At 38.8% G+C, this 23,324-nt stretch carries 19 protein-coding genes and 2 pseudogenes; all 21 read right to left on the reverse strand.

Annotation, left to right across the window (positions count from 1 at the left end):
- Window positions 1-152: 152 nt before the first annotated feature.
- The gene (fliT, locus tag OE105_RS10560; protein WP_275420143.1) at window positions 153-500 is read right to left on the reverse strand and encodes a flagellar protein FliT; all 348 of its coding nucleotides are present in this window, start codon (window positions 498-500) and stop codon (window positions 153-155) included.
- The gene (gene fliS / locus OE105_RS10565) at window positions 500-901 is read right to left on the reverse strand and encodes a flagellar export chaperone FliS (RefSeq protein WP_275420144.1); all 402 of its coding nucleotides are present in this window, start codon (window positions 899-901) and stop codon (window positions 500-502) included. Before fliS ends, fliT begins: the two co-directional genes overlap by 1 nt.
- A gap of 141 nt (window positions 902-1,042) precedes the next feature.
- Window positions 1,043-3,142 carry a flagellar filament capping protein FliD gene (gene fliD / locus OE105_RS10570; RefSeq protein ID WP_275420145.1) on the reverse strand — a complete coding sequence of 700 codons (2,100 nt, stop codon included), beginning with the start codon at window positions 3,140-3,142 and terminating at the stop codon, window positions 1,043-1,045.
- Window positions 3,143-3,228: 86 nt separating this feature from the next.
- Window positions 3,229-3,600 (reverse strand): flagellar protein FlaG, encoded by a 372-nt coding sequence (flaG, locus tag OE105_RS10575; RefSeq protein ID WP_275420146.1) that lies wholly within the window; start codon window positions 3,598-3,600, stop codon window positions 3,229-3,231.
- Between the two features lie 448 nt (window positions 3,601-4,048).
- Window positions 4,049-5,251, reverse strand: coding sequence for a CynX/NimT family MFS transporter (locus OE105_RS10580; protein ID WP_275420147.1), 1,203 nt, complete (start codon window positions 5,249-5,251; stop codon window positions 4,049-4,051).
- 309 nt (window positions 5,252-5,560) lie between these two features.
- A pseudogene (locus OE105_RS13960) lies at window positions 5,561-5,695 on the reverse strand (DapH/DapD/GlmU-related protein); the annotation flags it as partial.
- Window positions 5,696-6,262: 567 nt separating this feature from the next.
- A pseudogene (locus tag OE105_RS10585) lies at window positions 6,263-9,340 on the reverse strand (polysaccharide pyruvyl transferase family protein); the annotation flags it as partial.
- A 68-nt stretch (window positions 9,341-9,408) separates the two neighbouring features.
- A complete protein-coding gene (locus OE105_RS10590; RefSeq protein ID WP_275420149.1) occupies window positions 9,409-10,980 on the reverse strand; it encodes a hypothetical protein in 1,572 nt (523 codons plus the stop codon).
- Window positions 10,980-11,309: a hypothetical protein gene (locus tag OE105_RS10595; RefSeq protein ID WP_275420150.1), complete on the reverse strand. Its 330-nt coding sequence runs from the start codon at window positions 11,307-11,309 to the stop codon at window positions 10,980-10,982. The genes OE105_RS10590 and OE105_RS10595 overlap by 1 nt, the downstream gene beginning before the upstream one ends.
- Before the next feature lie 251 nt (window positions 11,310-11,560).
- Window positions 11,561-12,922 (reverse strand): flagellin N-terminal helical domain-containing protein, encoded by a 1,362-nt coding sequence (locus OE105_RS10600; protein WP_275420151.1) that lies wholly within the window; start codon window positions 12,920-12,922, stop codon window positions 11,561-11,563.
- Between the two features lie 138 nt (window positions 12,923-13,060).
- Complete coding sequence (gene csrA, locus OE105_RS10605) at window positions 13,061-13,288, reverse strand: carbon storage regulator CsrA (protein ID WP_275420152.1); 228 nt, start codon at window positions 13,286-13,288, stop codon at window positions 13,061-13,063.
- A complete protein-coding gene (fliW, locus tag OE105_RS10610; RefSeq protein ID WP_275420153.1) occupies window positions 13,282-13,737 on the reverse strand; it encodes a flagellar assembly protein FliW in 456 nt (151 codons plus the stop codon). The genes csrA and fliW overlap by 7 nt, the downstream gene beginning before the upstream one ends.
- Before the next feature lie 61 nt (window positions 13,738-13,798).
- Window positions 13,799-14,371, reverse strand: coding sequence for a DUF6470 family protein (locus tag OE105_RS10615; RefSeq protein WP_275420154.1), 573 nt, complete (start codon window positions 14,369-14,371; stop codon window positions 13,799-13,801).
- A gap of 172 nt (window positions 14,372-14,543) precedes the next feature.
- Window positions 14,544-15,437 (reverse strand): flagellar hook-associated protein FlgL, encoded by an 894-nt coding sequence (gene flgL, locus OE105_RS10620; protein ID WP_275420155.1) that lies wholly within the window; start codon window positions 15,435-15,437, stop codon window positions 14,544-14,546.
- Window positions 15,438-15,530: 93 nt separating this feature from the next.
- Window positions 15,531-17,135 (reverse strand): flagellar hook-associated protein FlgK, encoded by a 1,605-nt coding sequence (flgK, locus tag OE105_RS10625; RefSeq protein ID WP_275420156.1) that lies wholly within the window; start codon window positions 17,133-17,135, stop codon window positions 15,531-15,533.
- A 133-nt stretch (window positions 17,136-17,268) separates the two neighbouring features.
- Complete coding sequence (locus OE105_RS10630) at window positions 17,269-17,775, reverse strand: flagellar protein FlgN (RefSeq protein WP_275420157.1); 507 nt, start codon at window positions 17,773-17,775, stop codon at window positions 17,269-17,271.
- 4 nt (window positions 17,776-17,779) lie between these two features.
- On the reverse strand, window positions 17,780-18,055 hold the full coding sequence (gene flgM, locus OE105_RS10635; RefSeq protein WP_275420158.1) for a flagellar biosynthesis anti-sigma factor FlgM: 276 nt from the start codon (window positions 18,053-18,055) through the stop codon (window positions 17,780-17,782).
- Window positions 18,056-18,192: 137 nt separating this feature from the next.
- Window positions 18,193-18,612, reverse strand: a complete 420-nt coding sequence (locus OE105_RS10640; RefSeq protein ID WP_275420159.1) for a TIGR03826 family flagellar region protein — start codon at window positions 18,610-18,612, stop codon at window positions 18,193-18,195.
- A 517-nt stretch (window positions 18,613-19,129) separates the two neighbouring features.
- Window positions 19,130-19,849 (reverse strand): ComF family protein, encoded by a 720-nt coding sequence (locus OE105_RS10645; protein WP_275420160.1) that lies wholly within the window; start codon window positions 19,847-19,849, stop codon window positions 19,130-19,132.
- A gap of 224 nt (window positions 19,850-20,073) precedes the next feature.
- Window positions 20,074-21,546 carry an ATP-dependent helicase ComFA gene (locus tag OE105_RS10650; RefSeq protein WP_275420161.1) on the reverse strand — a complete coding sequence of 491 codons (1,473 nt, stop codon included), beginning with the start codon at window positions 21,544-21,546 and terminating at the stop codon, window positions 20,074-20,076.
- A gap of 526 nt (window positions 21,547-22,072) precedes the next feature.
- Complete coding sequence (locus tag OE105_RS10655; RefSeq protein ID WP_275420162.1) at window positions 22,073-22,915, reverse strand: DegV family protein; 843 nt, start codon at window positions 22,913-22,915, stop codon at window positions 22,073-22,075.
- Window positions 22,916-23,324: the final 409 nt, after the last annotated feature.

Consider the following 23,324-nt stretch of genomic DNA (forward strand, 5'->3'; position numbering starts at 1 on the left):
GAGTTTCATTTCTTCATTTGGGCAGTAATTCTGGGTCAAGGTTCCGGTTCCTTTTTCCCAATTGGGCCAAGGTTCCTGTCCCCTCGGCCCAGTAAGGTTCCTGTCCCCTCCCAAAAAGTGGTGGGTCGAGGTTCCTGTCCCCCCGACCCACTTTATTTTTTTTTGTCGTAGAAGATGCCGTCTGTTTGGAGTTGTGCGTATGGATTTACGTATTTTTGTTGTACCTTTTTTTGTTGGCGGACCTTTTCTAATTCGGATCGGATATTGTTTTTTTCCTCCGACATTAGCCTTACTAATTTTTCATTTAGTTTCATCACTTGTTCAGCTAGTTGTTTTTCCCCACGTGAAAAAGGAGGTGCGATTTGCTTTAGCACCTCTTCCCGTTTTTCAAACAGTTCGTTCATCCGTTGAATCGTTTCATCACGGTGGTTGGCGTCGCTTTCTTCCAACAACCGAATCAATTCCGCAGTGAGTAAATAAAATTGTTTAAGGGGATTCATCACGCTTGGCCGCCTTTGTCGTGCATTTGTTTTCGATTGATTTGAATGACTTGTTTCCACGTATCGCGAAATTCAGTAATAATCGATTCCGCCTCTTCTAAACTTTGCACGCTATTTTTTACATTGGCTTCTATAAGTTTCGACCGAACAAAATCATACAGTGGCAACATTTGATGAGAAATTTCAATGTCCATGTTCAAAGTACTCATGAGTTCGGAAATAATGTCTTGGGCCTTTTGAATATTTTTATTTTTTTCCTCGATGTTATTGTCGTCTAGAGCTTTCTTAGCCAATTGGATGAATTTTAAACAACCGTTGTAAAGCATTAGGGTGAGTTCTCCTGGGGTGGCAGTATTTACGGAATTCGTTTGGTATGCTTGATACGGATTTTGGATCGCCATCATATCCACCTTTCCTTATTAAAAAATCATTTAAAATTAGTTTCCGATTTTTTCTAAAATGGTACGGCATGAAAAAAGGGAAGAAAATGGACACGAAAGATTTCAAATCATAACGGTTTTCCATTCCTCGTCCATTTTCGATTAAGAGAAGAACAATTGTGCCAAGTAGGCAGCTTGACTATTCGCATTTTGTATAGCCGTTTCCATCGCTGCAAATTGATTATAATACCTCGTTTCTAAAACGGTCAACCGATCTTCAAAGGCTTCAATTCGGTCTTCAAGGACGTCCAACTGTTTTCCAATCGTAAATTGGTGGTTGACGGAAAAGGTATTCCCTGCACGTTCTTTCAATAAATCCATCGTCGCATTGACTTGATCCGTCAGACGCCTGATAATTCCCTTCTGGCTATCCGATTCCCCGGTTCCAATAAACAATTTTTCAATCGATTCAGGATCTTTTTCAATCGCTTCTTTCAAAGCGGTCTCATTAATTTCCAATTTTCCGCTTAAATAATTGGTTGTCGTTGTAATCCCAATGGCAGAAAGGGAACGCAATGTCGGATCCATATCATCTTGGGTAACCGGCGAATAAATGCTTGTTCGGCTATTTGTAATAAAGCTGGAAAGGATCGAATCGTTCCGAAGCAGACCGCTTTTTGCCATTTCCTCCCATTTTTCCTGTTGGCTTTCCGTTAATTGCTCCCGCTCATCATCTGTGAGAGGTAAGTAGTCTTTGTACTTCGGTTCATTGAGTTTTTCTTCAATTTTTTCAATCAGTTCATTATATTTTTCTACAAAGCTTTTAATATTTTCAAATAATGTTTCCGTATCATCGTTAACATTTACGGTAATCCGTTCACCTGTGTCATTTCCATCTTCACCGATCGTCGTATTTTTCAACGTAAAGGTAACACCGTTCATAGAAAATGCATTCGATGTCCGTTCGGTACGCAAACCGTTGATTTCAAAGATGGCATTTTTCCCGTCCTCATACGTACCACTTTCAAATTGTAACAATTTATTTATAAAAGCGCCTTCTAATTCGATATCTGAATCGCTCGAATTTAAATTGCCCGTTTCGTTTCGCGTAATCGTCATTTGACCGGTAAAGGAATCATAGTACATCGTGACACCTGCATCACTACCATTCACACGGGATATAACACTGTTTAACGATTCGGCACCTTGGATAAAAAATGTCTCCTTATTCTGGCTACCATCGGTGTTATACGTCGTAAGATCGAAGGAAGTGTAATATTGCTTAGACGTGATTTTTATATCCAATTTCGGCTGATCCTCATCATCTTCAGAAGAGCCATATTTAGCCATTTCTTCTTGCACTAACGATTTAAAATCGTCGTTGAACGTAATTTTTCCGGTCGAGTAGTCAATGGTGCCGACCGTCGTGGAATTGTAAAGAAGGGAATTCCCACTCGTCGTCAATGTTTTATCTCCCATCGTAATCGACACAGAGTCTTCTTTAAGTGCCCCTCGAAGTGTGATGGAAGTCGTATCTTCCGTGATCGTTTTCGTTTCAATCCTTTGATTAGTTACATAGTCAACTTTAATGGTGCTATTCTTATCAATAGTATTTTTAAAGGTCAGTTCGCCTGTTGCTGTGTTGACCAACACTTGATTGTCAGCCAAACCTTCCGATGGCATCGATGTAACGACTTCATACCGTTTTCCGTTCACTTTGACAGATAAGTTTGCTGCATCGATGATTTCTGTTCCTGCTTCCAATTCTAGACTAAAGGAGGTTCCTGCATCTTTCACAATAATCGATTTTGTTTCGACACTTCCCTCTCGCCAATCGGTAAAACCGGTATAGGCGAAATTGTCTTTTTCCGCATACAAACCGTTACTTGGATTAAAATTTTCATTTGTCGAAATTGCGCCTGCATTCACATAATAGGCGGCACGTGCTAATTGGGAAATATTCGAAATCGTATACGTTCCCTTTCCAGCTCCACTAGCTACGGTCGCTGAAACAAGGGATTCATTCGTACTTGTCACCGAACGGGTCCGATAAAAGGAACTGAGCCGCATATTCGTTAATTCCGAACGGAAATTTAAAAGTTCCGTATTCATTTCCCGATATGCGTCCCGCTTCCACTCGAGCAATGTTTTATCTTGCTTCATTTTATCTAACGGAATGCTTTCCGCTTTGATCAAATTTTCCACAATTTCGTCGATGTTCATCCCACTGGCAAGCCCTGTAACACGCATCACCATATCCATTCACTTCCCTTCTACAGCCATTTGGAGAATTTGTCCCTCGTTGTTACGTTCATTATACGATATTTTCAACGTGAAAGGGATTTTACTTAAATCTTTTTGTCCACGATAATGCCCAATTGCTCTGCCATCGCCGCGTATAAATCGAGTAATTTTTTCGGCGGAATTTCTTTAATCACTTCTTTCGTGTTGTCATCAATAATGGTAACATAATATTCGTTTAATTTTTCATGCAGTTCAAATTTCAACGAGGTATGTACTGGTGTTAAAAATTCATTTAATCCATTCACCAGTTCCTTGATTTGCTTTTTATTTTCCGACTGCAAATAACCTTTCATTTCCTTTTGTTCTTTGTCCGTCAAATACTCCAATTTCTCTTGTAATTCAGTCCCTTTTCCTTCCGAGCGTACACCTGGCATGGTCGTTATAACATGTTGTTGGGAAGAGACTTTTTCGATCATCATTGATCCCCCCTACATGCAGATTAAAAAAATTTTAGATTTCGGTTCCGTACCTTCGTGTTACTCTACCGTATATATCGACAAAAACACATGATTCTTTAGGTTTTTATTCGGTAATTACTCGTAAATCACGATCCGGATTTGTTTTTTATATATAGAAAAGTGGTCAAGTCATCCCTTGAATGGGTGCCATTTATCCACTGCTTTTCCAACAAAAAACGATTTACTAAGCATTCTACCGTTTTCGACAAATTTACAAATATGCAAGCCAACAATATGGGGGTTTTTTCGACATTGGTTGAATTTGCATACGTTTTCATCGATAGTCAAAAATTTTGCGGTTACAATTTGGATATTTGACAGATAAACATTCACTAATCCCAAAAAAGGCAAAAAAATGTATTTCTTTCTATCACTTCATCAAAAAAGGGCCGAGGTATCCATAACCTCAACCCACAAATTTGTTTCGACCGGAACTAGCTCCGAAGATCATGACGAGAATATTTACGATCAATAAGGTGACTAAAGGCCACGTCCAAGATCCGGTTAGATCAAACAAAGAGCCGATCAAAATCGGACCGAACGCCGCAAGAACATACCCGAACGATTGGGCCATTCCGGATAACTCAGCCGATTGCCTTGCATTCCGAGCGCGCATACCGATAAAAGAAAGGGCAAGGGCAAAGGATCCATTTAATCCAAATCCAATGAGACTGATTAAAAGAACGAGTATCGGATAAGTGGTTGGTATAAGTAATCCGCCATAACCAACCAAAGATAAAATACTTAGTAATACGACAAACACCGATTGGGACCGGAATTTTGCCGCAATCATCGGCACGAAAAAGCTAGCGGGTAAACCGATAAGTTGGGATAGGGAAAGAAGCCATCCCGCTGTACCCAAATCGAGTCCGTGATGATGGAGGATTTCCGGAAGCCAAGCTACTGTTACATAAAATAAAAAGGATTGTAACCCGGTAAACAGAGCAATTTGCCACGCTAAAGACGAACGCCAAATATTTGTATCCATTCGTTCCGTTCGGGTGACTGGTTCCCCCGTGACTTCAGAAAATCGGGACAGATACACCCAAAGAAAAACGGCGATCACCGCAGGGATTACCCACACGACAAGGGCCGTTTTCCATCCGTAACCGAGACCGGATGCAATCGGAATGCTCACGCCAGATGCGGCTGCGGCAAAAATCCCCATTGCCGTCGTATAAATGCTTGTCATCAATCCTACTTTCAACGGGAACTTCTCCTTTACAATCACCGGCAAAAGGACATTACTAATCGCGATTCCAATTCCGATAAAAAGGGTCCCGAAAAAGAGGAAAAAGGCAGACGTGACCGAACGGGTCAAAATACCGAACACTAAAAGGATCAGCCCAAAAAGAATCGTCCGTTCATTTCCAAAATATCTAGAAATACTCGGTACGATAGGTGATACAACGGCAAAGGCAACTAACGGTAAACTCGTTAAAAGCCCTGCCGCAAAATGGGACAGATGTAAATCCTCTTGAATCATCCCGACGATCGGTCCGACAGAAGTAATCGCCGGACGTAAATTAAAAGCAACAAAAAGAATACCCGAAATTAAAAAGAATACATAGGTCGATTTATGATGAGTAATTGATTTTTCTATGCCCACAAAAAAAGCTCCCCTCAACGTAATTTCATTGATGAAAATAATGCGCAGTTCCAATAACCATTTTTCGAAAAAAAGCGCAATATATACTATATCATAAAATAATAGGTGGGGGGAGGGGAGAAAAAGGTTAAATAGAACGGAAATTTTTAAGTATTCTTGATCTCTCCTTTAAAAATAAAGATATAAATAAAATAATCATCATTTCCGGTCTTCTTTAGTATAAATTGTAATCTCCTTATTTTTTTTGAGTTTCAAATATATCTTTCCATTCATTTTTAGCTTATAATATCTATCTTTATCTCTATATTTTATAATTTTTGCAGGGTTTCCTCCTACTACAGTAAAGGGAGGAACATCCTTCGTAACAACTGCTCCCATTGCAATCACTGCTCCCTCACCAATGGTTACTCCTGGTGCGATCGATACATTTGCTCCAATCCATACATTTTCGCTAATGATAACCTTTCTTAAAATATTTTTTCCATCATAAGGAATACTTTCTAAATCAGGGCTATCATAGTTATGGTTACTTGTTAAAATGGTTACTCTCGGTCCAATAATAGTCCCTTTTCCAATCAATAAACCACCTTGTGCAAAAATATAAGCATCGGGTCCAATGTATACGTTATCCCCGATTTCTATATTCTGACTCATAAAAAACGTTCCTTTATGAATTTCAACGTTTTTTCCTATTTTTTTAAACGGTAACTGTAATCCACCAATATTACTTTTTTGTATTTTTTTGTTTAGTTTGCTTTTAATTATTTTTAATGAATGAATAATTTTTGGTTTGTATTTTTCCTTACCATTTTTGATTTGATGAACAACCTTTTGATAATGATTTTCAATATATTTGACTAACTTTAATACCTTTTTCACCGTAACATCATCAGTAGGAATGACATATTCTAAACAATCAATCGACTTGGCGAAATCAATACATTTCCCACGGTAAGCTAAAGAGATAAAAGGGACGTTCGCAGATGCAGATAAAATATTTGCATGAAGCTTAAAGTTAATGGTCATATAACTTTCACTAATTAATTTTTGTAAAGCATCAGCATCATATACTTCAGAAATCACTTTACATTTTTCATCATTTATTTTCTTCCCTAATCGTAATACTGCAGGAATGTCTTCTTTCCATATTGGGTATATTACTATGGAATAACCTTTAGAAATTAATAACTTGGCTATCTTTACTAATTCTTGTTCAACAGCTTGTTCATTTTTACCAAACACATTATTGTAAGAAGTTCCCCAATTTATTAAAATTTGATGATTTTTCTTTTTTTCAAAATGACTTTCTTTAAGAAATTCATCTGCATAAACTAATGCCGGATCACCGATTTCATCTATCGTATTTTTTACACCAATATTTAATAAGGCATTTTTCGAAAACGGTCCTCTTACACTGAGATAATCAAATTTTTCAAATATATTTCTATACTGATTTGCTATTTGTTCAGATAAGGCAATTGATTGAAGATGATGGCTTTTAAAGAATCCATCTATTCCCGTTCCCCAAGATACAACCGGAATATTTTTGTTGATTGCTTCCGTACAAATATTCAACCAATATGGTATATGTAATAAAGATCCTCCCCCTAAAACAACTAAATCGTAATCTGAAGCATTATATTGATAACCTGGTTCCGTCGAAAAAGCATCAATTTGGACATTTTCAGATTGGTTACTATAACGTTTAAACATCTTTTCAAATAGTTGAAACAATACTTCATCCCCTATATTTTGTTGCCCTAACCAACCAAGATACAAGATTTTCTTTTTTTTACTAATTGTAGGTGTTTCATCCTTCAAATGAAATTCTCTTAATTTCCTTTCTATTTCTTCCTTCAGCTCTCGTTCATCTGTGAATGTCAAAACCTTTTTGTATAATTGAACAGCTTCTTCAGTTTCACCTTGTTGTTCTTTTAAATAGGCTAAATTATATAGGCAATCGACATGGGTTGGATCGATCTCCAATCCTTTTTCTAATACGTTTTTTGCTTCTTCCATTCGTTGCAATTGGATGTAAATAACTGCTTGAATCGAGTAGAGATCGACATCAGTTGGGACGAGTTTTAATGCTTCTTCGACGATTGATAAAGCTTCTTTCCATAAACCTTGTGTAAGGAGAACGTCGATTTGTCCTTTTATTTTTTCCAGTTGTTTTTGTAATTCATCCTTTTTCTTTGTGACCTCAGTTAAAAGAAGTTCAATGCCTTTTTTCATCACCGGATATGCTTCTAACGCTTTTCGTAAATATCGAATGTATAATGCATCACTTTTCCCCTTCTGTTCTTCGGCTCTTAAAAGAAAGATGAAAAACTGATCTTCATCGCGATTCACATCATAAATTCGTTCTTCTTCAATCAAACTTGGGTGATAAATCTGTTTAACGTAATATTTTCCTTCTTGCAAATATCGTTGAAAGAAATAGGCATATTCCTTTTCCGGTATTCGGTCTAAAAGGAAAGAAAAACGCAATAAAGGTTTATGAATCCTTGCCTTTTTCAAATTTTCTTCAAAAGGAAAGTGATCGATATAATCCCGAATTCGTTCATCTAAGTCGTTATATTTTTTGGATAAAAATTCAATATATTTCATCAAATGCGATTCTTGTACGTTAGATAATAAATTGGATAACGGATATTTTTTTTGCAACAAATAATAGATGAGATCCCCATAATAATCTGGTAAGTTGGAAAAATTCATTTTTTCAATAGACGATAGCCATTCCGTTACACTTTGCCTTCCCTTTCCCACGGCCATTCGTATTTTATTTAAAAGACTATATTGATCATTACCGTCAGAAAAGACTTCTGCAATTTTCCAGTTATTTTGTTCGTCTTTCTCGTTTAATCGAATCGCCTCTAACTGTGCATAAAGGATGTTACGATCTTTTTCAGAACATTTTCGATCAGCGAATTCCTTTAAACCATGTAGGTCTTCCGATTCCACATATGCATGAACGATCAACGGAATTAGTTTTGACAGAAAAGACATATCTTTCATTTTCGAAAGATATTCCTTTATTTTTTCATATTCCTTCTCTCGTATGAATAACTGAAATAAATTATAGTATGCTTCGTCAACAAAGCTGATCGTAGAATGGATTATCGTTAAATCAATATGTTCTTTTGCATTATTCACTAAATGAATATAAGTAGCATAATGGTTAATGGCTTCTTTTGTTTTCCCCATGACTTTTTCGGCGTACGCTAAATAAAAGTAAAAATCCATCAGACCATCTTTTGTTCGAATAGCTTCATGACAAATCCTTTCAACATCTAAAAATTTTTCATTATGTACGTAAGCTAACACTAGATCTGTGTATATATACATCATCTTGGATAAATCGAGATGTCTTCTTTTGGCTGTCTCATAAGCCTTTATTGCATACATTAATTCCTCTTTATAATCCTTATGCATTCCGTAAGTCTGACATAATTGATGGAGAATATATACGTTTTTAGGATCGTTTTTTAATTCTTTCAATAAAAGATCGCGATTTCTTTCGAATTTCCTTTGCATTAATGCTTTATCCGTCGATAGATATCCATAATGTTCGAATGTAACATCTAATATAATCGATGGTTCCTTTCTTAACGGTTGTTCGTGAATTTTACCAACGTAGCGAAAGTCTTTGCGATTCTTAAATAGTCTCGGATTCAAATTTATATTAAACCGGTTATTTTCATCATCGACAATGCTTTTGATATTGACAAAACCGGTATTGTATTTTCGATCTTTCCCTGAATGGAAAAACTGAATTAACGATTCCGGATTGGTGATAACTTCATCCCCATCGATAATCAGTAACCATTCTCCTTTCGCGAAGCTGATGGATTTATTCCGCATATGAGCGAAGTCATCATTCCATTCATGGGAAAAAACTTTATCTGTATATTTTTTGGCAATTTCTACCGTATTATCCGTCGATCCGGTGTCTAATACGATGACTTCGCTAGGGATTTTCTCCCGAATCGGAATCATACTTTGTAACACTTTTTCAAGATGTTTCGATTCGTTTTTTACCATCATTACAAAGCTCAGTTTCAATTGTAACTCCCCCGCATCAAACATTCTATTTTTGGAAAAACAGTGGATAACGAGAAGGAAAACTGAACGTTTATCCACTTATCTTTTATAAACTACCCTCGATCCCAATGAAGAAGTTGTTCAACCTTTTTTCGACTTACATGATTATTCTCCGTAAATACCTTTGGAATTCCAGCCAAATAGGCACGAACATGTTCTTTTCCAAATAAATCGATGACTTGTTTAGCTATTTCAGAAACCGAGTCATGAGGATGTGATTGAATAAATTGTTTTAGATCATCACCATACAACCATTGATCGGGTCCGTGTTCATGAAAATTCACAAGGGAACATTTTACCCCGTCATTCTTTTTGGCTGCCAACATACTCCGATACTGAATATCATCACTCGGCAATGAATATCCAAATAAAATAATATGTTTGGCCTTAGAAACAGCTACCTTCATATCCCGTTGAATTTCTTCAATATAAGGAGGATAGCTCCCTTTGAAATTTGTTTGCATGATAATCGGTGTATGGTAGGCATACGTTAAACTCCCGCAATGGGGACATTGCAAAGCATCATAGGCACCTTCTTCATATGCTCTTTTTTCTTCAATTGATTTTGGACGGTTTCCTTTTGCCAATGACGGAATGATACTCGGTGGAAAAAGGCTATCCGTTTTGACTTTCCATTCATTTCCTAGAAAGAAGGTTAGTTTCCCACAATTCGGACATTCGCGAAAACCGTGGCTTCCGTGGGGAAAATAAAATTTCCCAATTCGAACCCTTCTGTCCGTTACATGCTCTTCATTATTTAATCGTAAGACGGCCGTTTCATTCAACGGAAACCATGCTTCTGGGGTCGTCTCTTCAACACTTCGAACCGCCATAAAGTGGGCCATATCATTAAATAATTTTAAAGGTACGTGGTACTTCTTTCCTACTCCAGTTCCTTCCTTTTGGTCATTCCATTCTTTATGGGCATTAAAAATAAACCATAAGAATAGGGGGTCCCAATTCATATTAATAATCGCATAACTAAATAAATAAAATGCCCGTTCATTCAACTCATATTCCCTCGCCCGTTTTAATCCTTCCTCCACCATCAATTCGGTCAAAATTTTTGCAAATCCGTAGTATTGATCAAATAGAGATGATTTTAATTGTAATGATTGAAGATAATTGACTTTATGTAATAGAGAAATAAGAAGTACTAACATATTTCTCGTCGCTTTCATTCGTTCCGGTGGGATGAATTCATTATCTACATAAACCCCCTGTTTCGATTGAATACTCATATCAATTAAATTAAATAAATCTTGCGTCGATAAGATTTTGTCATGACGAGGGCATCTTTTTGTCATTTTTTTCAAGGAAGGCCAGTCGAAAATTTGCAATAGTTCTTTTCTCCGTTTTCGATTGAAACCTATAGTATTTCCATATTTTACGGAATTTTCTGGTTGATCTTCGAAAAATAAAAAAAGTCCCATCATTTCTTCAAGGATTTCTTTCCGTTCCATCTGATAAGCTAAACGAATTCTCTCTTTTAAAGGGATTTTCTCATTAGTTAAAATTGTGATACTTTCTCCAATTCCCTTTGTCGTCGCCATCCCTAATGGTGCAGTAGCACCTGCCCCAATAAAGAAAATCGTTTCCGGCCAATACGGTTGGAACGTTTCCATTATCCAACCCTCATCTCTACTAAGCGAAAACCTTGTCCATTTTCTGTTGTGAGTCCAATAGTGATAATTTTTTGTTGGACAAAAATTTCTTTTATTACATTTTCAAATTCTTCTTCAACAGTAATGTTCACTAGTTGGTGTTTATCGATTGTGCATACTTTTCCATTTTTATATGCCAATAAAATTTCTTTATCACGGTTTGTATTACTTTCATCTCGGTTTGTGATACTTTCATCGGAGAAACGATATTCCTTCGTCGGTTCAATGGAAATGACAAATTGTTGATTTTTATAGGCAATCGAGCGAATGATACATTTTATATAATACAAGGAATTTTCCTCTTCTGATGCCGTTGAAAAATCCTCCCTCTTTAATCCTAGGAAATAAATTCTAGAGTTTTTTTAAGAAAAATCAATTTGATAAAGAATAAAAAAGGATTCAAAAAGTTCCCTTTACAAAAAATTGTAGTTGGTTTTCAAACTACAAATCCATCCTTTTGTTCTATAAATCCGACAATCATAAAAGTCCGTTCAAAAAAAGAGCACTAGAATAACTAGTGCCCTTACTCGAAAACGGAATCTTAACGAAGAAGTTGAAGAACTCCTTGCGGTAATTGGTTTGCTTGGGCAAGCATAGCTTGAGAAGCTTGGGAAAGAATGGAGTTTTTCGTTTGTTCCATCAATTCCTTCGCCATATCTACATCGCGAATACGGGATTCTGCAGCCGTTAAGTTTTCAGAAGATGTGCTTAAGTTGTTAATCGTATGTTCGAGACGGTTTTGGTATGCACCGAGTTTCGAACGTTCAGCAGAAACAGATTTAATGGCATTATCGATAGACGTAATCGCTGCCTCTGCACTTTCCGCCGATGTTAAATCCAAACCATCAATGCCAAGAGATTTTGCAGACATATCATTGATAGACACATTCATCGTTTGGCTTTCATTTGCCCCAATATGCATTGATAATGAATTATTTACAATCGTAATCGTCGTATTATTGCCGTTAGCTATATCTGCATTGAAGTCTAATTTTAATCCACCAATTTCAATATAGGATTTATTATAATCTGTTACACTTACAGAATATGTTGTGGTACCATCAGTTAATGAAAAATCATGATCACCTTCTACTGTAAATGAAATAGTACCATTTCCAGATGCACCGTTTGTATTAATGCTTATACCTTGAAGTGTAACTGTATCCGTTCCATAATTTACATTATTTTGTGAAGCAACTTCTTCTCCAGTAGTTGCATTAATCAATGTAAGTTTCTTCATACCTGCATTTTGCGTATCATCTTCTACTTTTAATTGGTATGTTCCATAACTTGCATCAGCTGGTGTCCCTAAAGTAATATTTGTACTTGAAATACCCGTTCCCGCATCAACAACATTCGCAACTTGTTGATTAGTAGTACCAGTAACTGATAATGTATATGTGCCGGAATCTAACATTGCATTAACAACTTCTACAGAGTCTATATTGGCAGTGTTTGTTCCACCTACAGTTCCCGCACTACCGACATTTCCATTTAATAGTTTTTTCGTATTAAATTCCGTTGTGTCAGAAATTCGGTTAATTTCTTCTGTTAATTGGTCGATTTCCTTTTGAATTTCTGTCCGGTCATCGGCAGTATTCGTATCGTTTGCTGCTTGTACAGCTAATTCACGCATCCGTTGTAAAATGGAGTGGGTTTCGTTCAAAGCACCTTCAGCCGTTTGGATTAAGCTAACACCGTCTTGAGCGTTTTTCGCTGCCATATCCAATCCACGGATTTGTCCGCGCATTTTTTCGGAGATGGCAAGTCCGGCTGCGTCGTCTCCTGCACGGTTAATGCGAAGACCGGAAGATAGTTTTTCCATTGATTTGCTCATTGCGTTGTTTGCAGAGCTTAATTGACGATATGTGTTTAATGCTGCGATGTTGTGATTAATTCTCATTTCGTTTCCTCCTTGAAATTTTTTATTCACGTCCGTGTGAATGGTTCTTTTGGCGTACGGGTCGGCCGCCCCCGTAGTTGCCTACATTCTTAATATCGGAAGAAAAGGAAAAGTGTTTAGCCTTTTCGTTGAAAAAATTTATGGATTTTGGGACTTTTTTACTAATTTGGCTAAATCGCCGGAAAAAATCGTTGCATGTTTGTTTTCCTCTTGAATTTCATCGACAATTTCCCTTCGATAAATATCCACATGTTTCGGAGCGTCTATTCCGAGTTTTACCTGATCTCCTTTGACCGAGACGACGCGGATTTCAATTTCTTCACCAATGACGATCGCTTCACCTGTTTTTCTCGATAAAATTAACATTTGGCCGCCCCCTTTTCCTTATTAGGGGTAGGAAATAGTCGGTGCCTTACGGAATATGTATCATCATTTAAAATGACTTGTTTTCCCTTTTTATTTTTCCAGTTAATCACGATCGGCGCTTGAAGGTTGGCGGTTGTTTTTTCAAAGGGTTCCCGTACCGTTAAAATCGTTAATACTTGAACATCTTCTGGCCTTTCAACCTCCAGTTGTTCCACGACTCCATCATCTAAATCAAATTCATAATCGGGGAAAAACAAAAAGGGAATGGTGACGACAAAGGCGACATTCGCTGTTTGCACCGACTGCATCACCTGATACAATTCATCCTCCGTCAGTGGTAATAACACAAATTGATTTTCCCTTGGAAAGCCAGGGATGCCCTTTTCAAAAGTAATGATTTTCTTTTCATCAATGGCAAGAATACCGTGGTATTTCGTTTGAATGTTCATTTTTTCACCCACATTTGATTTTTTTCTACGATATTTATCGTTTTTCAATTCCAATCCCATCTTATACCGATTCATCAAATAAATGAACGACTTCGATCTTCAGGGAATTCCATTGTCGAATATAGACGGATACGTTTCCAGGCGTGTAATCGTGAATCGGTTTTTGGGGAATGGCTTCGATGATCGGTTTTTGCGGTGTGACGCGAATATCTACTTTTGCCGGTTCATAGTGGATTTTCACGCTCCCGTGGGAAGGGATCCAACCGATAGCAAGCTGCTTTTCCGGACGCTTACTATGTTCCACCGCTTGGGTGATAATTGGATTTCCACCCTTTTCGATCTCCATTAGCTCCCTACCTTCTTGGGCTCGTCTTCCAGTTCCTTCTAATACCGACTGTTTTCCTAATGTTGCCGTATCGCGAACCACCTCAAGAATTGGTTTTCGATTTTGTTCAGCGAGGGCTTGGGATTGATCGATCGTAAGCGTTGCCGGAGTCGTTTCCATTTCTACAATGGCCTTCGGTTGTTCCATCTCGATGATCGCCTTCGGTTGTTCAATTCGTTGCACCGGTTGTTCCGTTTGTAAACCGATCTGCATAAAAGACGATTCCATTCGAAGTTGTGGGATACGCATCCTTCATCCCTCCCCTTTTCTAAATAGGACCGATATTTTTTTCGCTAAATCTGAGTTACTAGTGAATCTTTTCAAACACTAGTGGATAAAAAGGATTCGGAAAAATGAAAAGAAAAACCTAAGAACGTCGAACCGAACATCCTTAGGTTTTGTCCAATCTGTTTCACTCAATTTATCGTAAAAAATCCATTAATGTTGGCTGAATAATGCGGGCACCGACGCTTAGTGCTGCCCGATGAATCGACTCCTGTGTAATGAGTTCGGTAATAACCTTTTCCATATCGATATCTTCGTTTTCCGACAAAATCTTCGTGGCAATGACTTCTTGGCTAGCAATCCGGTCTTCCATCATTTCCACCCGATTTTGTTTTGCACCGACCTCCGCTTGAATTTTCAAGAAACGATCGATTTCCCCATCGATTTCTCCTAGAAAGTTACCGATTTCTTCATCCGTTGCATCCGGATCTTCTAAAGTTGCAATCAGCCTTGCCAGGGTACCACTCTCATCCACGGCTGTTGAAGGATCATCTTCTGTCAAAAGATCGCCGAACAATTCCTTCCCACTTGTATTTACTGGGATGGTAATGCCTGAAAATACTTCAATCTGAATTTCACCATCCGAGAATTCACCGTCCGGACGTTCATTCGTTTTGTCTCCGTTAAAAATATATTTTCCCCCGACTTGTGTGTTACCGATCGTTTTTAATTGTTCCTTTAACTCTTTGACCTCCACGGCGATCGCTTCCCGTTGCGATTCTTCATATGTACCGTTGGACGCTTGGACGACGAGTTCGCGAATCCGTTGTAACACTTTGACCCCGTGGGTAATGGCATCATCCGTCGAATCGAGCCAATTGTTTACTTCCCCAATATTCCGGGAAAATTGTTGCACCCGGTTCAATTCCGTCCGGTATCCGAGGCCAAGCATCGCCACAACTGGGTCGTCGGATGGTCTCGTAATCTTTTTCTGAGACGCCAATTGGTCTTGAAGCTTCCCAAGTTTTCCATAACTATTGCTAACATTTCGAAGGAAATTATTCGATAACATGGATTGGGTTACACGCATGTCGTTCACCGCCTTTCCTATTTCACAATTTATCACTCATCATTCGAGAAAAAGTTTCATCAGTCGTAATTAATTAATAAGTATGACGATCCATTACCGCCCGACAACGCCCATTCCGTTAATAATTTTATCGAGCATTTCGTCAATGACGGTAATCATCCGGGCTGATGCATTATAGGCGTGTTGGAATTTAATAATATTTGTCATTTCCTCGTCTAGTGAAACGCCACTGACCGATTGTCGATTGTACTCGACGGAATCGACCAACACTTGGGTGTTTTCCATATCCTTCGTCGCACTTTGGGATTGGACGCCGAGATCCCCGATGATGCTTGCATAGTACGTATCGAAACTACCATTTAGTCCGGCAGGTAATGTCCCCCCTGCTTTTATATATTCATAACCAGAAAAATCCTTCGTCTTAATATTGGCAAGACGTTTCGCATTTTCGTTATTCCCTGCATTTTTTGATTGATTCGTTGCACTTGGATCAACATAACCTGCTGCGACCTCTGCCGGATCGGTAATAATTACTTGAATCGATGCTGCCGCCGGTTGGGAATCCGTATTATGAGGATCGTCAATATGGAAAAAGTCTTTCCCATCAACACCGTTTATATCGAATCCCTCTCTATGAAGAAAATTAAATTCCTTTACAAAAGCTTCGGTCAGATGATTCAATTTTTCAAGCATATCCGGATATAACCCTTCCACGTCACCACTTGATGTCATATATCCATAACTTTCAATGAGGGCAGAGAGTTCTCCGGAAAAATTGAATTGATCCAATGTCTGGTCGCCAATTAAAATATGATCGACCGGTCCGCGTAATGCATCCGAATAACCCGAATTATCAACGACTTTTAATTCGTCGATGGAAGTTCGACCGGATACTTGATCCACATGGAGAAGGGTGGCCTGTGGCGAATAGGATGAGCCGTCTGATTGGACGATTTCAATATTGTATAGCCCGACAGCGGTCGGTAATGCTTGTCCGTAATTTTTCGGAACCACATTCGTCACTTTTATATTAATCATTTTCGACAACTGGTCGACGAGCTCGTCCCGTTTATCATATAAATCATTCGGCAACTGTCCGTGGGGTTCGACGCTTGCAATCTGTTCGTTTAATTGACCGATTTGGGAAATAATCGAATTGATTTCATTGACTTTCACGTTAATTTCATTGCCCAAATCCGTTTGAATACGAACTAACGAATTGTAATAATATCGAATCGTGTCAGCTACCATTTCTCCCCTGGAGATTACGACTTGCCTTGCTCCGGTATTTTCCGGATGGTTCGCTAAATCTTGCAGGGAATTCCAAAATTGTTCCATAACGCTATGGAGTCCGCTATCTGTCGGTTCGTTCATAATATCTTCCATCTTAGATAACGCAGTCGACAGTGTACTATAGTAACCGAATTTATTGTTTTCCAAACGATATTGGGCATCGAGGAAACTTTCCCTAACCCGCTCAATACTTCCAGCTTGTACACCGGTACCGATTTGGCCGGGAATTTGTGGACGGTTCATGCCTGTTCCGGGGAAGGGAGTCGTTTGGGTGAAATTTACCCGCTGTCTCGTATACCCTTCTGTATTTGCATTGGCGATATTATGGCTCGTTGTATATAATGCGGTTTGTTGTGTATTCAATCCGCGTTTTGCCGTCTCCAATCCGTGGAAGGTAGGAATCATATTGTAACCTCCGATCATTTTTCGTTCAGAAAAGAAAAAACGACACGCCTCCGATGTCTATTTTCACAGTTCATCGAAATTGAATATAAAGGCGGAAGTTTTTCAAATCGCTAAACCCCTTTTTGACCGCTCTTCACGCTTCCGAATTAAACAAGGAAGGGGCATCCCCATCTTGTAAAGTCGGTTTCCCCATATTTCGATTGTATGTCAACGATTCTGGACGGGGCCGCAAAAGTTGCAGGGAAAAATTAACAAATTGTAAAGAGTTTTCGATTAATTGTTGATTCAATTCGTTTTGTTGTTTCATCTTTTGTAAGGTCGTTAGAAGCTGTTCATATACATGTTGTAAAATCGGCCCTTCTTCCTGATCAGCCATTTGTATACATTGGCTAATGGTCGGGAGTTTCTCTTCCGCCGGATATAATCGTCCCAATTCCTTTTCCCGTTCGTTTTCCATCATTTGAATCGCAGAAATCAGTTTTTGTTCTTCTTTCATTAATTCGTTGAGGGCTTCAATCTTTCCTTTTTTAACGATATCGACTTTTTTTATCGCCAAATCGTACAATTTTGTATGAATTTCCAGTTGTTTTTCTAATATCCGTATGAGCCCGCTATGTTTCATCGCCCTCACCTTTTCCATGTAATTACTCGCCCGTTTCCGATTCACGTTTAAATGTTGCAATCATTTTTTCGGCAAGTTTTTGATAATTGATCGTATATGTGCCATTTTCAATTTGTGCCTTTAAGTTTGCGATTCGTTCCTGTCCGACTGGTTCACGTCGTTTTTGCATCTCGATTGCTTCTTGGGAAATTTCGATTTGATCCTTTTTGTTCCCCGTTTTCGTATTCAATTGATCCGCTTTTTGCCAGTCACGCTTATACGGGTTTATTCCAGACGTCCCGTAATTCGTAATTTTCATGTTCCTTCCTCGCTTTCCAGCAAAACTATCTCACTATTTTTTATATCGGTTATTTCATTGGAATGTTTAATGTTTTTCATTTTCTAGTTGCGCTTCGACCGATTCCATGGAAACTGATAAGATTATTGAAGGGAGTTTCATCGTTTTCGATATTTTTCATCGATGGCGTAATACGTTTTTGTTCTCTCTTCTAAATCCTTTTGTCGTTTTTGTTCCTGTTCAAACTGCTCCAACTCGGTTCGAAGTTCCTTTTGGCATTTTTCACATAACTTTCCCTTTTGAATCGGAGCCCCGCATTTTTCACACGGATAACTTAAATTCGGGAAATGGATGAGTCGAATCCTTCCCTTTCGAATAAATTTTAATATTAGTTCTTCTTCCACACCGGTCGCTTCGATCACTTGTGCCATAGAGGCCGTTCGGTTTTCCCGCTTTTTTAAAAAATTATTGACCTTTTCAAAAGCCGCCTCTTCCTCCTGATAACAAACATCACATACATCTCGAATGGACGTTTTCACAAAAACTCTCCCACACCGGGAGCAATTCTCCAGCTTCATTGTCGGCTCCCCCTTTTCATCCTCGTGGTAAACTATCCGTTCCTTTACAATCTATTGGAAAAATCCCTAATCCTATTATACATCGGAAATAGTTGCTGACTTAGACATTTATCGAAAGATCACAAACATTCCTATCCCTATTATATCGACCATCCCCTCCGATGAAAATGATTTCAATAGTTGGTAATATACATTCCATCGGATATACCATCGAGCTTTTCCAGTTGAATCATAGGATACATGAATCTTTCCGTTTCTCCATTCCTTTATGTAATCAAAGGAATTCTAAACACTAAACTATCGCATTGCCCGAATTATCAAAGTCTTTCTATTTCCGGAAGATCCTAAACCCGTTTTCCCCTACACCACCTAATTTTCACAATTTCATCCACAAAGGGATTGATTTTATTTTCATCCTTTTCATCGGCATCATTCGCTCCTTTCTGAATACAAAGGTTGATATAAACGGAAAATTTATGTCACCTTTTCATCGATTAATCCACTGTTACAGATCCATTTATCCCCGGGCAATGGTTAACGATTGGACCCTTTTTGCTCCCGCTTTTTTTAATACGTAGGCAGCGTGGCGTAATGTGGAACCGGTCGTATATATATCATCGATGAGTAAAACGGTTTTTTCCTTTACTTGGATCGGATTGGTTACGGAAAACACTTCCGGTAGGTGAATCCGTTCTTGTCTCGATTTTTTCGCCTGCTTTTCCGAATGGATTCTAGAAAGGATTGAAACTGGATGCATTCCCGCTTCCCGGGCGAGGGCTTCCGCTTGGTTAAAGCCCCGTTCGAAAAGCCGTTCATTACTTAATGGAATCGGTACGATCAAATCGAATTCATTCCTTTGAAGGACTCCTTTTATATCCGCTGCAAAAATTTTAGCGAGGACATAATCCCCCCGATATTTGAATCGGGCGATTAATTCGGCCATAAACTCGTTATATACATACAATGAAATATTTTTTTCCAATACTCCCCGCCATTTTTCTTCCTTTTCCCAAAGGTAACAGTCGTAGCAAATCGCTTCTTTTTTAAATTTTGCAGGCAATTTTTCCATCGGCCGACTACAAAGGGAACATTTTTCTCCCCGAATTTTCTCAAGCTTTTTTTCGCATTTTTCACACAAATAAAACTCCCCTTGATTCAGGAAAAATCCGACCCAACTAATTTCCCTTTTAATATTCCCTTGACAAAGGAAGCATCGATTTTTTTCGTAAATGTCCATGTTTCCCTCCCTTTATTGAACCGTTTTTTATAACACTTTTAATGGGGTCAATCTCGGTTTCTCCTTTCATTCCCATTTGAAAATAGAATGCCTACTATCTCTGCTGGATATATCTCGCATTTTTTAAAATCGATTGGTAGATATTTTTGTGAAAAATACCCTTTTGGATGTCATCAAGCATCGATTACAAATGCCGCAGGGGGCCTCCACCCTTTTGGAAGTCATCAATCATCAATTAACCCCTTTCGTCGAGCTTCCCGGTTCATTCGTAATAGTTGATTCCTTGCCCGAATCATCGCCCGGGTTTTTCCATAATGAAAAAAGGTAATATCCCCTGTTGGAAACTGGGGACTTCTGCCCACCCGTCCGGCGATTTGTACGAGGGCACTTTCTGTAAAAATTTCGCTTTCTGCACCTACGACCGCCACATCGATATTCGGAATTGTCACTCCCCGTTCTAAAATCGTCGTCGTCAATAAAATTGGGATGTTTCCTTCTCGAAATTTTTGGACCTTTTCCTTCCGCTGCGGGTCTTCCGAATGAACGGCTTCGATTTCAGGGGCGTAATGTTGAAACAACGGGAGAGCTCGTTCCATCCATTGGATTTCTGGAAAAAAGATGAATGCTTGTTTACCCATTTCCAATCGTTTTCGAAACCAGACTAGAATCGACTGGGGAATCCGTCCCTTTTGAATCGCACCTTTCCAATTTCCACACCAGTGAAATTTCGGAATCGGTATCCGGTGGCGATGATATCGGGCGGGTAAAATGACACAATTTCGCTTTCCACTAATACATTCCCGCTGCCATTTTTCTTCCGGTGTTGCCGTGAGAAAAATAAGGGAGCCATCTTTCTTTTTTGCCTTTTCCGCCGCCTTTTGCAACATTTCATCTGCTGAAAAGGGGAAGGCGTCCACCTCATCGATGATCATCACATCGAAAGCGCGTTCAAAGCGGAGCAATTGATGAGTTGTCGTAATTACAAGGGGGGCAAACCGATGTCGATCCTCACTACCACCGTACAGGCTAATAACGGGAACATCCGGAAAGGCCTGTTTAATTCTCGGAGTTAATTCGAGAACGACATCTGCTCTCGGCGTTGCAATTGCGATCCGTTTCCCCCTCTCTAACCCATGGGCGATTCCTTCAAAAAGCATTTCCGTTTTCCCTGCGCCACAAACGGCCCAAAGGAGTAGATCCCCTCCGTTTTTAATCACATTTATAATCTTTTCCGAAGCTTCCTTTTGAGAGGGGGACAGTCCCCCTTTCCAGTGGAGGGAATTTGGATAGGAAAAGGAGATTTCCAGTCCACTCCATGTAACAAGGGGTGTACATTCGCTCACCCTTCCCATCATTAAACAGCTTCGGCAATAGACGCATTCCTTCTGGCAACGGGCACATGGAAAGGGAGAGAAGAGGGACAGGTCCGTATTTTTGCATCGATTGCAAATATAATGATTTCCCTTTCGTTCGATGCCATGATAGGAAGTACAAAATCCGAGACGAATTTGTTGTTCGATATATTCAACGGGAAAGGGGAGTTCATCAAAAAGCAACATCCTCCCAGTTAACCATTCCCGTAATTGTTCGTCAATCGAAAGCGTGTCATCGAATCCTTTACCAATAACCACCTGTTTTTCATCATTGGAAATGAACGATTCGGACTTTTTTGACTGATCCTTTTGAGGAAAAATCACCCTTGGCCTCCTTTCGTTCTTTTCATTTCGCTGTAACTTTTGAAATAAAGCGTCCAAATCATTTCGCCCATAACGCTTGTTTTAAATGGAAAATATTTGGAAATCGTTTCGTTAGTGGGATTTTTTGAAGCATCGTTAAAGAATCAATCACAGCCGGCAAGAAGGAAATTTTCCTTTGGCGTATAACTTTAAAATCATATCGAGAACAATCATAAACGATGAAAGGGAAGATGATTTAAAGTCATATGTTTCAATACTTCATTTGCATAATTGTACGTTAGGAAACTATTGGAATGGTAAAGGGAAAGGAAGTTTAATAAACGGTAGAAAAAAAGGGGGTCTTCTAACAGATAAAACAATATTATAAAGCAGGTGAACAAGTGAAAGGGAACAGGAAAAATGTTGCATAAAGATAATCCTAAACGTAAATATTAAATGTTGCATAAAGGTAAACGTAAACGAAAATATTAGAGGAACGGAGGCGATACACTTTCGCCTCCGATGACCATTTACTAATCTAGATTTCTTATTTTTTTATCCATCCGAGTCCCATGGCCCCTTCTCCGAGATGGGTGCCGATTACTGGACCAAAATAACTAATGGTAAATTCCACATTCGGATATTTCGCTTCTAATTTCTCCTTCCATAAAAGGGCTTCTTCCTTCCGATTACCATGGATGATACAGGCCCGATATGCTTCCCCAGATTTCGCATCTTCCCCGAGAAGTTCAAAAATTCGCTCCGTCGCCTTCTTTTTCGTCCGAATTTTTTCAAAAGGAACGATCACTTTATCGACAAGATGGAGAAGGGGTTTCACTTGCAGTAAACTTCCGATTAACGCTTGGGCTGCAGATAATCGGCCTCCTTTTTGTAAATTCGTCAAATCGTCGACCATAAAGTAAGCCCTTGTAGAAGATTTTAATTCATCGAGACGGGCGATAATGGCCTCCGGCTCTTCCCCTTCCATAGCCATCTTAGCCGCTTCTTCTGCATAAAAACCTTGAATCATACAGCTAATCTCCGAATCGTACGGGTACACTTTAATCGAGTCGACCATTTGCCCTGCGGTAACCGCTCCTTGATACGTTCCACTAATGCCGCTTGATAGGTGGATGCTAATAACCGCATCGTATTGTTTGGAAAGCTCTTCGAATAATTCAACAAACATCCCTGTAGACGGTTGAGTCGTCTTCGGTAATTCCTTGCTTTCTCGTAATCGTTCATAAAATTCTTCCGTGGAAATATCTATTTCTTCCTTATACGATTGATCCCCGAAAACAACGCTTAACGGGATTATATGAATATTCAATTTTTTCCGAGTCTCTTCGGAAAGATATGCGGTACTATCAGTAACTACGACGGTTTTCACCAATTTAAAACCTACCTTTCAATTAATCTTGATAAAATGAATCATCCCATATTCCCTTTAAAAAAGCAACGACCTTTTACCGAAAACATTTCATTCAATTTGTTCATCAACCGACTCGGACATTTCCGTATATTTTCCATTGTACAGTCGGAAATTTTGCCACCGATTCTCTACTATATTAAAAGAATTCCTTTGCCAACTTCATTTTTTTAAAAGATGCATGATTTCAATTGGTCAACCCATTTTTTACCTAAAGATGCATGATTCCCTTTGGTCATTCTATATTTTAATGCTAGAACGGTATTTTTCCGCTCCACTGGATTGTTTCACTTTAGGGACGGACATGTTTTTCCGGGGCATGAAAGGAAGCCTTCTTTTTATATTCCATGAAAAGGTAAAAATTCCTGCA

The sequence above is a fragment of the Fervidibacillus halotolerans genome (genome assembly GCF_026547205.1).
In the GTDB taxonomy this organism is placed as follows: Bacteria; Bacillota; Bacilli; order Bacillales; family Caldibacillaceae; genus Fervidibacillus; species Fervidibacillus halotolerans.